Genomic DNA, 12,238 nt, shown 5'->3' on the forward strand with positions numbered 1-12,238 from the left:
GGTCAGCGTCCACGGGCTGCGCGGGCGAGGCGGTCATTGATCGCAAGGCCGACACCCTGCTGTGGAATGGGCATGACGGCAATGCCATCCAGTCCCGCGACCTGATCCAGTGCATGCAACCCGGCATAGAGTTTGGCTGCCGCTTCATGCAGGTCGCCGGTCTCGCTTAAAGCAAACACCGTGGCATAACCGGCGGGCGGCCTGCCGAAGCTGAGCAGGCCTTCCTTACCTTGCGGTGCAGCAGCATTGAGCCGCACCGGCAGGTGCGGGGCGTAATGCTTGAGCAGCATGCCGGGCGACTGGATTTTCGCATCCTGCGGTGCGCCCAACTTTTCACCCAACACGGCTTCGATCTGGTCGGCTGTCACGCCACCGGGCCGCAGCAGCAGGGTCTCGCGGCCGGCAAGACCCACCACGGTGGATTCCAGACCCATCGGACAGGCGCCGCCATCCAGCACGGCGATCTCCGGCCCCAGGCTGTCGCGCACATGCTGCGCCGTCGTGGGCGAGACATGGCCGGATTTGTTGGCCGACGGCGCGGCGACGGGACGGGCGACGCGCGCCAGCAGGTCGCGCGCCAGCGGGTGCGCTGGCATGCGCAGCGCCACCGAGGGCAGGCCCGCCGAGACAGTATCCGTAATCGGGCAGGCCGGTTTGCGTGGCAGCACCAGGGTCAGTGCGCCAGGCCAGAAGGCTTTCGCCAGCAAGCGGGCGCGATCGTCCAGCAGCACCAGCTCGTCGAGCTGGGCGATATCGGCGACATGGCTGATCAGCGGATTGAAATCGGGGCGTCCCTTGGCGGCGAAAATCTTCGCCACCGCAGACGCATTGGTAGCGTCGGCGGCCAGTCCGTAGACGGTTTCGGTGGGGATCGCGACCACCTCGCCGGCCAGCAGTCGCGTGCTAGCCTCTGAAATCGTTATGTCAACCATGGCCGTAGTCTATGCGGAGGCGGCTCGGCCTTGCTAGGCATCCCGGACCATATTATCCCTGCTGTAAGAACGAGAGATTGCGGTCAGGGAGACCCGAGATGGATTACGCTGCCCCCCTCAAGGACATGCGCTTCACGCTGGAGCAGATCGCCGGCCTGGACGAACTGGCCACGCTGCCCGGTCTGGAGAATGCCGATGGCGAGACCGTCTCGGCGGTGCTGGAAGAGGCGGCGAAATTCGCGGCTGGGGTACTGTCGCCCCTCAATCGCGGTGGCGACCAGCATGGCGCCAAGATCGACAATGGCGTGGTGCGCACCGCGCCCGGTTTCAAGGATGCTTACAAGAAGTTCGTGGATGGCGGCTGGAACGGCATGCCGTTCGCTGAGGAGCTGGGCGGCGGGGCCATGCCCTGGGCCGTCACCATGGCGGCGCAGGAAATGGTGCAGGCCTCCAATATGGCTTTCTCGCTTTGTCCCTTGCTGACCCAGGGTGCCATCGACGCGATCATCGCGCATGGCACCGACGAGCAGAAGGCGATGTATCTGCCCAGGATGGTGTCGGGCGAATGGACCGGCTCGATGAACTTGACGGAACCGCAGGCGGGGTCGGATGTCGGCGCGCTGAAGTCCAAGGCCGTGCCGGTGGGCGATGGCACCTACAAGATCAAGGGGATGAAGATCTTCATCACCTATGGCGAACACGACATGGCCGAGAATATCGTGCATCTGGTGCTGGCGCGGCTACCGGATGCGCCACCCGGCACCAAGGGCATCTCGCTGTTCATCGTGCCCAAGTTCATTCCCGATGCGAATGGCAAGCCGGGCAAGCGCAACGATGCGCGCGTCGTCTCGCTGGAACACAAGCTGGGCATCCATGCCAGCCCGACCTGCGTCATGAGCTATGGTGACAATGACGACTGCATCGGCTGGCTGCTGGGCGCCGAGAATCAGGGCATGCGCTGCATGTTCACCATGATGAACAATGCGCGCCTGTCGGTGGGCTGCCAGGGTCTGGCGATTGCCGAGCGCGCCTACCAGCAGGCGCTGGATTACGCCGAGCAGCGCAAGCAGGGCCGTCATCCCGGCATGAATGCCGAGCAGCATGTGGCGATCATCGAGCATGCCGATGTGCGCCGCACCCTGATGCTGATGCGCAGCCTGACTGAGGCTTGCCGCAGCCTGATCTATCTCAACGCTGCTGCCATCGACCGCGCGCATCATCATCCCGACGAGGCCGAGCGCAAAAATTGGAAGGCGATGGTGGAACTGTTCACGCCGTTGTCGAAATCCTGGGCCACCGATATCGGTTGCGAAGTCGCGTCCATGGGGCTGCAGCTGCATGGCGGCATGGGCTTCATCGAGGAGACCGGCGCAGCGCAGCACTATCGCGATGCCCGTATCCTGCCGATCTATGAAGGCACCAACGGTATCCAGGCCATCGATCTGGTGATGCGCAAGCTGCCGCTGAATGGCGGCGAGACAGTGAAGGCGCTGTTCACGCAGGTCGCCGGAACGGTCGCTGAACTCGCCAAAGCCGGCGAGGGCTTTGGCAGCATGCAGGCCAATCTGGATGGTGCGCTGAAGTCGCTCGCCAAGGCTTCGGTCTGGATGGGCGGCCAGGTGGCCAAAAACCCCGAAGCCGCTCTTGCCGGCGCCACGCCCTTCCTGCGCGCCTTCGCCACTACGGTGGGCGGCTGGCTGCTGGCACGTCAGGCGCTGGCCGCAAAAGCCGAGATCGCGGGCGGCAGTTCCGATCCGTACTTTGCCGCCAAGATCGTCTCGGCGCGCATTTTCGCGGAGCAGGTGCTGAGCAGCGTGGATGGCCTGTGCCGTGGCGCCACCGAAGGCAGCGCCGTGCTGGCCGACGTGACGCCCGAGTTGCTGCGCGCATAAGTCGCAGTTAATCCGTCACGGATACTGGCGCTGACGCTACGTCATCGCTGGACTTCGCTTGTTTGCTGCTTACGTAAACGGCAGACTGGGGAAAACAGCCCCATGACTTTTAACCAGGACCAGCCGCGTGGCCGATAGTGCCCCCAATATCGACGGTACCGCCGTCTCCGATCAGGGCAGCCTGACCTATCCCTTCGCCGCCGTTGGCGCGGGGCGTCCGGGCGATGCCGAAGTGATGGAGATGCGCCCCGGTGTGCTGTGGCTGCGGATGCCGGTGCCGATCCCGGGCCTGGATTACATCAATCTCTGGCTGATCGAGGAAACCGAAGGCTGGACGCTGGTGGATACCGGCCTGCGTTCGTCGAAGCTGCAGGCGATCTGGGAGCAGGTGGTGGAGCGTCACCTGAAGGGCAAGCCGATCACGCGCCTGCTCTGTACGCATTTCCATCCCGATCACCTGGGCCTGGCCGGTTGGCTGCACGAGCGCTTCAACGCACCGCTGTGGATGACATTTGGCGAATGGAGCTTCGGCCGCATGCTGGAGCTGGAAAGCTCGCCCGACGTGCCCGAGGATGTGATCGCCTTCTACAAGCGGCTGGGCTTCTCGGCCGAGCAGCTCGAGGCGCTGAAGGCGCGTGGCTTTGGCAATTTCGCCAAGGCGGTGACGCCGATCCCGCGCAGCTTCCACCGTATCGTCGAAGGCGAGCCGCTGCAGATCGGCGGCCATGAGTGGCAGGTGATCGTCGGTCGGGGGCATTCCCCCGAGCATGCCTGCCTATACAGCCCGGCGCTGAACCTGCTGATCTCGGGCGACCAGATTCTGCCGCGCATTTCGCCGCATATCGGCGTCTATCCGGGCGAGCCTGAAGCTGGGCCGCTGACGCAGTATCTCGACTCGCTGGACAAGTTCGCGCAGCTGCCGGCCGATGTGCTGGTGCTGCCGGCCCATGGCGATCCCTTCATCGGCGTGCATCTGCGCACGGCAATGCTGAAGCAGCATCACGATGTGCGGCTGGAGGCGCTGGTCGCGGCGCTGCGCCAGAAGCCCCATACGGTGGTCGAAACGCTGCCGTTGCTGTTCCGCCGCGATGTGAAGGACCATATGACGCTGGCGGCCGGCGAGGCGCTGGCGCATCTGCATCATCTGATGCGCGGCGGCCGCATCCAGCGCCGTGAGACCGCAGCCGGTCTGTATGAGTTCTACGCCGCCGATACGGCGGCTGAAGCGGCGCAGTAGCCTTAACATTACCGCATTTCGGCATTATGAATGCCGGGCATACATTTTCCACTTCAAGGACATTGGCAATGAAATCCGCTTCCTGGCTGGCCGTCATCCTCGGCTTGGCTCTGTTTGCATCCTCGTCATCCGTGTTTGCCCAGGCGTGCCAGCAGACCGTCGATCTGGCCAAGTCTGGCGGTCCGAAGATGGTGCAGTGCCATGAGGTGATTGAGATGCCGATCGCCACCCTCGACAACATGTGTCGTCCCGTGTCGAACGAGCAGCTCACACTCGTGCCGATGAAACTGACCAAATGCCCGGCCAGCGCGGTCGGCTCCTGCACCACCACGTTGCGGAAGGCCCAGGCCAATATCCGCCAGATGCAGGGACAGGAGCCCGGCGACCTGAGCCAGATTCCGGAAAAGGCCGCGATCAAGACCTATTTCTATGAAGGTGCGGCGCCCGATATCGGCCCGCAGTGCACCCGCAGCGGCGGTGTCTGGGTGGGAGCCAAGGCTCCGGCCAAGAAGTAACCCTACGGCCGTCTTTGCCCCTGTTCGCCGCCGCGCTAGAATGGCGCAAAGATAAAGGGGAGGGACGTCATGACCGAAGTCATCAAGACCGGGTCGCTTAAAGGCCGCCGGCTGTTCATCACCGGCGCCAGCCGGGGCATTGGCCTTGCCATCGCTCTGCGGGCAGCGAAAGACGGTGCCAGCATCGCCATCGCCGCCAAGACCACCGAACCGCACCCCAAGCTGGCTGGCACCATCTACACGGCGGCCGAGGCCATCGAGAAGGCTGGTGGCAAGGCGCTACCGCTGGTGGTGGATGTGCGTGAAGAGGCCGTGGTCGAAGCGGCCATGGCGCAGGCAGCAGAAGCTTTCGGCGGCCTAGATATCCTGGTCAACAATGCATCCGCCATCTCGCTGACCGGCACGCTTGAGACGCCGATGAAGCGCTACGACCTGATGCACCAGATCAATATCCGCGGCACTTACATGTGCAGCCAGAAGGCGCTGCCGTATCTGTTGAAATCCGACAATGCGCATATCCTCAACCTGTCGCCGCCGCTGAACATGGAAGAGCGCTGGTTCGAGCCGCATGTCGCCTACACCATGGCCAAGTTCGGCATGAGCATGTGCGTGCTGGGCATGGCCGGTGAATTCCGTAAAAAAGGCGTTGCCGTGAACGCGCTCTGGCCGCGCACCGCCATCGACACCGATGCGATGAACGTGATCACCGGGCCGGAGCTGCGCAAGAAATGCCGCAAGGTGGAGATCATGGCTGATGCGGCCCATGTGATCCTGACCAGGCCATCGCGTGAGACCACGGGGCAGTTCTTCATCGACGATGAGGTGCTGCGCAGCGCCGGCCTCACGCATTTCGAGCGCTATCGCTATCCCGGCACCGCCGAGACCGACCTGATCCCGGATTTCTTCGTCTAAAACCACCAGTCTTCGTTCGGCCGGACATGAAAACGCCTCCGCCAGTTCTTGGCGGAGGCGTTGCGCCGTCCGGGGCGTGACGTGCCCGGAATGTGGGGTTGGCGCGGCGCTACGGGTTTCTCAGAACTTGTAGCCGACACCGACGCCGACCACCCAGGGATCAAGATCGACATCCGCGCGCACGGCACCGCCGTTGATCTTGGCAGTGGTGCTGATGAACAGCTTCTTCACGTCGGCGTTCAGATACCAGTTGTTGCCCAGGCTGTAGTCGAGGCCGACCTGCAGTGCATAGCCCAGGTCATTCTCGTAATCGATGCTGTTGAGCTGGCCACGGCTCTGGTTGTAGTAGATCGCATAGGTCAGGCCGGCGCCCACATAGGGGCTCAGTGTCGCCGCCGGGAAGGGGTGGTACTGCACCGTCAGCGTCGGCGGCAGGACCCAGACATCGCCGGCATCGACATTGCCGATGGCGGTATTCTGTGCGCGCACAGAATGCTTGGTGGTGGCGGCGATCAGCTCGAAGGCCACGTTCGGCGTCAGGAAGTAGCTGACGTCGACTTCACCGGTCCAGCGATTGCCGACATCGACGTTCCCGCCAATGGTGGTCGACGAGCTCTCGTCGGGCAGCACGCCGATCAGGCGACCGCGCAGCATGATGTCGCCGGCCTTTTTCTCATTCACCTGTTGGGCCGCAGCATCGAAGCCGATGCCGGTCATCGCCAGGCTGGCGATGAATGCCAGCTTGCAGATCATGTGGAAACGCATCCGGTTTTTCTCCTTGAAGATTGGTGCGCGACAGGGCTGCTGCGCGGGATGCGTCTGGGGAAGACCGCAACCATGACGACCATGCTGTGGTCGAAAAAGTGAAGTCAAACAGAGGGTGGTTTCGGATGTTTCGGCGCGAGGTTTCAATTTTGTCACGTGGCCGATGCGCCACAGAAAGCCTGTCTTCGCGCCAGAAAATGCGCCCATGAGGAGTATTCCGCGCTGCGACGTCGCGACGACTCGCAGGTGCGGTTTCATCGCGGATTCCGGGCATCATTCCTGTGAGATTTGTGGGATCAAGCGGTTTCCACCGCTTGGTCGCCGCAATTGGCGCCCATATGACATTCATCGGATGACTCGCATCCGGTAACGGCCGGAACCACAAGCGTAACCAGCCGTTTGTTAAGAAACGCCACGGCATGGCTCCGCTTGCGGTGTTTGTGCCGATGCCAAGGAGGCAGTCATGATCAATCTTTCGAAAAATCGTCTTATGGCCGCGGCTGCGGCCGTTGCGCTGATCGCGGCCAGCGGCGCATTGGGTGCTTGCGGCCAGTCCAAGTCAGACCGTGCTATTTCCGGTGGCGCCATCGGCGCCGGCGTAGGTGCCGTGGGTGGCGCGCTGACCGGCAATACGCTGGGCGGTGCGGTGCTGGGCGGTGCGGCCGGCGCGGCCACCGGTGCATTGACCGACGAAGACGACATCAATCTCGGCAAGCCCGCATGGAAGTGACGGGCCGCACCGTCACAACCCTGCAGGTCTCCCGGTCCGCCTGAGGCCGATGTCATGGCTTCAGGCGGACCGGGGCTCATTCCAGGTCTGATTCTGACCGGCTGATATTTCTATATTTCTATTAACCGCTGTCTCATTGCAGAAAAGGAAGACACCATGTTGAAGCTTTCGCATTTCTCCCGCAGCCTCGCCGTCGTGATGATGCTGGGCGGCGCCGTCGCCGTCTCGGCCTGCTCCTCCACCACCAAGCAGGAATCGACCGGCGAATACGTCGACTCCGCCGCCATCACCACCAAGGTGAAGGCCAACCTGATCAACGACCCGGTGACCAAGGCCTCGCAGATCAGTGTCGAGACTTTCAAGGATACCGTGCAGCTCAGCGGCTTCGTCGATACCGCCGCGTCCAAGTCGCGCGCCGAACAGATCGCCCGCAATGTGCAGGGTGTGAAGGCCGTGAAGAACGACCTGGTTGTGAAGTAAGGAGCGCGCCACCATGCCGATGGGACGTGTTCTGGGCGCCATGGCGCTCGTCGCCGGCCTGATCCTGCTGGGTTTCGGACTGAATGCGTCCGATGCACCGATGGACCAGATCAGCGAGACCTTCACCGGTCGCTATACCGACCGCACTATGTGGTACCTCGTCGGTGGCGGTGCTGCCGCCTTCGGTGGTCTGGTGCTCCTGCTGATGGGCCGCAAGGCCTGATACCGAAAAACGCCGGGGCGGTCCGCCGCCCCGGCGTTCGCATTTTCATCCATTTGTTTTTTAAGTCGTGGAGGTCTTCATGGGTATCGGCACCATTCTGCTCATCGTCCTGATCGTTCTCCTGATCGGCGCGGCGCCTACCTGGCCCTACAGCAGCGGCTGGGGCTATTACCCCAGTGGCGGCGTCGGCCTCATCCTGGTGATCGTGATCGTGCTGTTGCTGATGGGACGCATCTAGTCGTCCTCCCATCGCAGCCCGGACAGACGGTGCGCGGCGAAGGCTGCGCGCCGTTTTTCTTATTTGTGTTCCTGGGCGATGGCTTCGTGATGCCGAATCACTTCCTTGACGATGAAGGCGAGGAACTTCTCGGCAAAATCAGGATCGAGCCGGGCGCTCTCGGCCAGTTGACGCAGGCGGGCGATCTGCTGGGCCTCGCGGGCCGGGTCGGCTGGTGGCAGCTTCTCGGTGGCCTTCAGGCGACCGACCTGCTGGGTGCAGTTGAACCGCTCGGCCAACAGATGGATCAGCGCAGCATCGATATTATCGATGCTGTTGCGCAGACGCTGCAATTCGGGGTGCGTGGCGGTCGGGGTCTGGGTCATGAGATCGCGATGATGGCTGGGCTGAACGGGGCCCCATCATGCGGAGCGGGGCGGGCGGGTCAAGCTGTTCCCGCCGCGGGCCGGCTCAGGTGGTGTGGATGTCGATTTTGTAGCGTTCGTAGCCGGCATCGTCGACCATGCGATCGACGCCGATCGCGGTGACGTCCTGGCGCATGACCAACGTGGGCAGATGGCCCAGCAGATGGGCATAGGCCGCTTCGCCATTGGATGGTCCGTCGAAGGCGATGCCGATCGAAATCATGCGGCAGTCGACGCAATAGCCCGCCCGCATGTAGTCATGCGGCGAGGCCATGTCATGGAAGATGATGCCGTGGTTGCGCTCGGTCGCCGCCTGCTTGATCTGCGCCGTGGTCATGTCCTGGCCATCGATGCGGTAGGGGCGCTTCAGGGTCTGGAAATACGTCAGCGCCACCATCAGGGCCGCCTTGGTCTTGCCGCCGCCGGCCGGTCCGGAGACGTAGACGAATTGGGGCACAGCAAGCCGGACCGCCAGTGTCTGCACATGGAAGTCGGTGAAGCCGAAGGCGGCCAGTGGATTGTAGATTTGCTGCGTCATAGCCCTTTAGTACTGAATGGGTACTAATAGGGGTAGTGTTTACAAAGGTTTAAATCTCGTAATATCGCGAAGTATTCCGGAGCATAAGATGCTCCGGACGGCTCAGGCGGCCTGACGGCGGAGCCCCAGCCGCTGCCAGACGTCGAGCAGGGCGGTGGTCAGCGCCTGCATCATGGCGTCGGTATGAACCGGCGTCGGCGTGATGCGCAGCCGCTCGGTGCCGCGGGGCACGGTGGGGTAGTTGATCGGCTGGATGTAGATGCCGTGCTCGGCCAGCAGCAGGTCGGAGGCGGCCTTGCACAGCGCAGCGTCACCGATCATCACCGGCACGATATGGCTCTGGTTGACCAGCACCGGCAGGCCCGCATTGATCAACATGCGACGCAGCGTGGCGGCCCGCTCCTGGTGGCGGGCACGTTCGACCTGGCTGCGCTTGAGATAGCGCACGCTGGCCGTGGCGGCCGCGGCGATGGCCGGCGGCATGGCGGTGGAGAAGATGAAGCCCGGGGCATAAGAACGCACCGCATCGATCATGGTGCTGCTGCCGGCGATATAGCCACCGACGACGCCAAAGGCCTTGCCCATGGTGCCCTGGATGATGTGAATGCGGTGCATGGCGTCGTCACGATCGGCAATGCCGCCGCCACGATTGCCATAGAGGCCGACCGCATGGACCTCGTCCAGATAGGTCATGGCATTGTACTTGTCGGCCAGATCGCAGATGGCATGGATCGGCGCGATGTCGCCATCCATCGAGTAGACGCTCTCGAAGGCGATCAGCTTGGGCCGGTCAGCCGGAATGCTTTTCAGCAATTCTTCCAGATGGGCGACGTCGTTGTGGCGCCAGATCTTCTTCTCGACACCGGAATGACGGATGCCCTCGATCATCGAGTTGTGGTTGTCGGCATCCGAGAGAATGATGCAGCCGGGCATCAGCTTGGCCAGTGTGGCCAGCGAAGTCTGGTTGGCGATATAGCCCGACATGAAGACCAGCGCGGCCTGCTTGCCGTGCAGGTCGGCCAGCTCGTGTTCCAGTTCGACGATGGCGTGGCTGTTGCCCGAGATATTGCGGGTGCCGCCGGCGCCGGCGCCAAACTGCGCGACCGCCTGCTGCATAGCTTCGATCACCACCGGGTTCTGGCCCATGGCGAGATAGTCGTTGGAGCACCACATGGTGATCTTCGCCGGACCGATACCGCTATGGTTCTCGGCCACCGGGAAACTGCCGCAGTTGCGGGCCAGTTCGGTGAACACCCGATAGCGCTTTTCGGCGCGCAATGTTTCGACCGCCTGGCCGAAGAGGGCTTCGTAGTCCATGGGGCTGATGCCTGGTCGCCGGAAGAACAGTCCGCCGGAAAAATCGTTGCTGGTGCCGGATATTAGCGTCTCGCCCGACCGGCTGGCTAGAGGGCCTGAAGGCCTGCAGGCGCGGCGAGGGGTCGCAGGCGGCCGCAGTTCACGGTCAGTTGAGTGGCCGGATCGCGATGCTGAGACAGATTCTCGGGCTATTTCGGGCGCACCATGCGGAACATCGTTTCCGGCGTCGCTTCGAAATAATCGGCCATATATCCGGCCCGCATGATCGGCCGCGCCGCGCTGGTGTCGAACAGGCCGTCCTTGATATAGGCCTTGTTGAGATGCACGCCGACGACCTGGCCCAGCACCATCCAGCCCTGCAGCGGATTGCCGTCCAGATCCTTCAGCGGCAGCACCTGCAGCAATTTGCATTCCAGCGCCGCGGGACTCTCGGCCACGCGCGGCGCCTTTACGTTCCGGCACGGCGCCGGTGTCAGGCCGGAGAGGGTGAACTCATCCACCTCATGGGGCACGGTGGCCGCGGTCTTGTTCATCGCCTCGGCCAGCGGCCGGGTCGCCATGTTGGCGACAAATTCGCCGGTCGCCTCGATATTGCTGACGCTGTCTTTGTTGTTCTCATTGTTTTTCCAGCCGGCACTGCCGAAGGCAATGATCGGTGGCTTGTCGAAAAACGCGTTAAAGAAACTGTAGGGCGCAAGGTTGACACGGCCCTGGGCATCGCGCGACGAAATCCAGCCGATGGGGCGAGGGGCGACAATAGCCTTGAAAGGATCGTGCTTGAGGCCATGGCCGGCGGACGGCTCATAGAAATGCATGTCGGTATCGGAGAGGGTGGTGGTGGACATTTCTGCTCCGCTGCTCTGTCGCAGGCTGGGGATAATGCGCTATAGAGTGGTGCAAAGCCGGGGCGGGGGCAATCGGCGAAGCAGAAGAGATCGCGTCAATGATCTGTGAAGTAAACGGCGTCTGTGAAGTAAACTGGGTCTGTGAAGTGAATGACCTGTGCAGTGAGGTGCGTGACCTTGCATGCCCTATGACCTGAGTCGCCTCGCCCTGCTGATCGTCGAATCCGACCCCGCCGTCATCATCACATGGCGGCGGCTGCTGACCACCCTGAAAATCCGCGATGCCCGTTTCGTGCCCGGCGTGACGCAGGCCTGGACGGTGCTGAGCGGAGCCCAACCGGACGAGCCGGGCTTCGATATCGTGATATGTCGCTGGGAACTGGCGGGCGAGGATGGCCTCAGCCTGGTGCGCCGTCTGCGGCGCGACGAGGCCTCGCCGAGCCCCTTCATGCCGGTGGTACTGGTGACGCAGACTGTGACGCGCGAACGCGTGGGGCAGGCGCTGCAGGCCGGCGTGCATGAAATCCTGGTGCTGCCGCTGGCCCCCAAGACGGTGGAGGCACGTCTGCGCGAGATCATCGAGCGACCGCGCAAGTTCGTCCGCAATGACGGTTATTTCGGGCCGGACCGGCGCCGGCAGCTGCGTCCCGGCTATGCCGGTCCGTTCCGGCGCACCGCCGACAAGGCCTGAGGCTTATTCGCTCGGCGCTTATTCGAAAGTCTTCTGGGCGGCGCCTTTCAGCGCCTCGACGATTTCCTCACCCAGCTCGCCGGCATGACCCTGGATGCGGTTGTCGACCACCGTGCGCAGCGCGGCGACATGCGCATCGATGACATCGCGGTCGACCTTGCTGTGATGGACGGCATCTTCGGTATAGCGGCACAGCAGCTGGCTGATGCTGGTGATCAGGGGGTAGCCGAACGTGCTGCCCTGTCCCTTGATGTCGTGGGCGACGCCATAGACCTCGCGCAGGGCGGTTTCGTTGCGGCCATCGGTTACCGCGGCGACCGCGACATCCAGCCGTTTCAGGTCGTCGGTAACCCAGCCGATATACTGGTCCGCCAGACCGGCGACGGCGGCCTGAGCGCTGGCGACCGCCGCACCAAATGCTTGATCGGGCGTGTTTTTCTTGGAATCGGGATGGGTCATGAGCCTGTTGGGGACGCGTAAGATTCGGGTCCCGGTATAGGAAAGGCCCGCCCCCCCAGA

Annotated in this window: 16 protein-coding genes; 9 read left to right on the forward strand and 7 right to left on the reverse strand. The window is 63.0% G+C overall.

What is annotated here, in order from left to right; translation table 11 throughout:
* Nucleotides 1-2 precede the first annotated feature (2 nt).
* Nucleotides 3-932, reverse strand: coding sequence for an L-threonylcarbamoyladenylate synthase (locus AC1RRE_RS06370; protein ID WP_492980267.1), 930 nt, complete (start codon nucleotides 930-932; stop codon nucleotides 3-5).
* A gap of 98 nt (nucleotides 933-1,030) precedes the next feature.
* Between AC1RRE_RS06370 and AC1RRE_RS06375 the strand changes: the two genes are divergently transcribed.
* From AC1RRE_RS06375 to AC1RRE_RS06390, 4 genes are all read left to right on the forward strand, one after another.
* On the forward strand, nucleotides 1,031-2,824 hold the full coding sequence (locus tag AC1RRE_RS06375) for an acyl-CoA dehydrogenase (RefSeq protein WP_492980268.1): 1,794 nt from the start codon (nucleotides 1,031-1,033) through the stop codon (nucleotides 2,822-2,824).
* Between the two features lie 127 nt (nucleotides 2,825-2,951).
* The gene (locus AC1RRE_RS06380; RefSeq protein WP_492980269.1) at nucleotides 2,952-4,061 is read left to right on the forward strand and encodes an MBL fold metallo-hydrolase; all 1,110 of its coding nucleotides are present in this window, start codon (nucleotides 2,952-2,954) and stop codon (nucleotides 4,059-4,061) included.
* Between the two features lie 68 nt (nucleotides 4,062-4,129).
* Nucleotides 4,130-4,576 (forward strand): hypothetical protein, encoded by a 447-nt coding sequence (locus AC1RRE_RS06385; RefSeq protein ID WP_492980270.1) that lies wholly within the window; start codon nucleotides 4,130-4,132, stop codon nucleotides 4,574-4,576.
* A 69-nt stretch (nucleotides 4,577-4,645) separates the two neighbouring features.
* Nucleotides 4,646-5,488 carry an SDR family oxidoreductase gene (locus AC1RRE_RS06390; RefSeq protein WP_492980271.1) on the forward strand — a complete coding sequence of 281 codons (843 nt, stop codon included), beginning with the start codon at nucleotides 4,646-4,648 and terminating at the stop codon, nucleotides 5,486-5,488.
* A gap of 120 nt (nucleotides 5,489-5,608) precedes the next feature.
* Here AC1RRE_RS06390 and AC1RRE_RS06395 read toward each other — a convergent pair whose 3' ends face one another.
* Nucleotides 5,609-6,253 carry an OmpW/AlkL family protein gene (locus AC1RRE_RS06395; protein ID WP_492980272.1) on the reverse strand — a complete coding sequence of 215 codons (645 nt, stop codon included), beginning with the start codon at nucleotides 6,251-6,253 and terminating at the stop codon, nucleotides 5,609-5,611.
* A 463-nt stretch (nucleotides 6,254-6,716) separates the two neighbouring features.
* Between AC1RRE_RS06395 and AC1RRE_RS06400 the strand changes: the two genes are divergently transcribed.
* The 4 genes from AC1RRE_RS06400 to AC1RRE_RS06415 all read left to right on the forward strand — a co-directional run bounded on the left by AC1RRE_RS06400 (nucleotide 6,717) and on the right by AC1RRE_RS06415 (nucleotide 7,924).
* Complete coding sequence (locus tag AC1RRE_RS06400; RefSeq protein ID WP_492980273.1) at nucleotides 6,717-6,983, forward strand: YMGG-like glycine zipper-containing protein; 267 nt, start codon at nucleotides 6,717-6,719, stop codon at nucleotides 6,981-6,983.
* 156 nt (nucleotides 6,984-7,139) lie between these two features.
* Complete coding sequence (locus tag AC1RRE_RS06405; RefSeq protein WP_492980274.1) at nucleotides 7,140-7,463, forward strand: BON domain-containing protein; 324 nt, start codon at nucleotides 7,140-7,142, stop codon at nucleotides 7,461-7,463.
* A gap of 13 nt (nucleotides 7,464-7,476) precedes the next feature.
* Nucleotides 7,477-7,686 carry a DUF3185 family protein gene (locus AC1RRE_RS06410; RefSeq protein WP_492980275.1) on the forward strand — a complete coding sequence of 70 codons (210 nt, stop codon included), beginning with the start codon at nucleotides 7,477-7,479 and terminating at the stop codon, nucleotides 7,684-7,686.
* Between the two features lie 79 nt (nucleotides 7,687-7,765).
* Nucleotides 7,766-7,924, forward strand: coding sequence for a DUF3309 family protein (locus tag AC1RRE_RS06415; protein ID WP_492980276.1), 159 nt, complete (start codon nucleotides 7,766-7,768; stop codon nucleotides 7,922-7,924).
* A gap of 59 nt (nucleotides 7,925-7,983) precedes the next feature.
* On the opposite strand, the gene AC1RRE_RS06420 is transcribed toward AC1RRE_RS06415, so the two are convergent.
* The 4 genes from AC1RRE_RS06420 to AC1RRE_RS06435 form a co-directional block, all read right to left on the reverse strand.
* Nucleotides 7,984-8,289 carry a chorismate mutase gene (locus AC1RRE_RS06420; RefSeq protein ID WP_492980277.1) on the reverse strand — a complete coding sequence of 102 codons (306 nt, stop codon included), beginning with the start codon at nucleotides 8,287-8,289 and terminating at the stop codon, nucleotides 7,984-7,986.
* Nucleotides 8,290-8,374: 85 nt separating this feature from the next.
* Complete coding sequence (locus AC1RRE_RS06425) at nucleotides 8,375-8,866, reverse strand: hypothetical protein (RefSeq protein ID WP_492980278.1); 492 nt, start codon at nucleotides 8,864-8,866, stop codon at nucleotides 8,375-8,377.
* 102 nt (nucleotides 8,867-8,968) lie between these two features.
* On the reverse strand, nucleotides 8,969-10,183 hold the full coding sequence (gene hemA / locus AC1RRE_RS06430) for a 5-aminolevulinate synthase (RefSeq protein ID WP_492980279.1): 1,215 nt from the start codon (nucleotides 10,181-10,183) through the stop codon (nucleotides 8,969-8,971).
* Between the two features lie 188 nt (nucleotides 10,184-10,371).
* Nucleotides 10,372-11,028 (reverse strand): flavin reductase family protein, encoded by a 657-nt coding sequence (locus tag AC1RRE_RS06435; RefSeq protein WP_492980280.1) that lies wholly within the window; start codon nucleotides 11,026-11,028, stop codon nucleotides 10,372-10,374.
* Nucleotides 11,029-11,209: 181 nt separating this feature from the next.
* Between AC1RRE_RS06435 and AC1RRE_RS06440 the strand changes: the two genes are divergently transcribed.
* Complete coding sequence (locus AC1RRE_RS06440; RefSeq protein WP_492980281.1) at nucleotides 11,210-11,719, forward strand: response regulator; 510 nt, start codon at nucleotides 11,210-11,212, stop codon at nucleotides 11,717-11,719.
* A gap of 18 nt (nucleotides 11,720-11,737) precedes the next feature.
* Here AC1RRE_RS06440 and AC1RRE_RS06445 read toward each other — a convergent pair whose 3' ends face one another.
* The gene (locus AC1RRE_RS06445; RefSeq protein ID WP_492980282.1) at nucleotides 11,738-12,178 is read right to left on the reverse strand and encodes a hypothetical protein; all 441 of its coding nucleotides are present in this window, start codon (nucleotides 12,176-12,178) and stop codon (nucleotides 11,738-11,740) included.
* Between the last annotated feature and the right edge of the window lie 60 nt (nucleotides 12,179-12,238).

It is taken from the genome of Ferrovibrio sp. GW821-FHT12D07 (genome assembly GCF_058807275.1).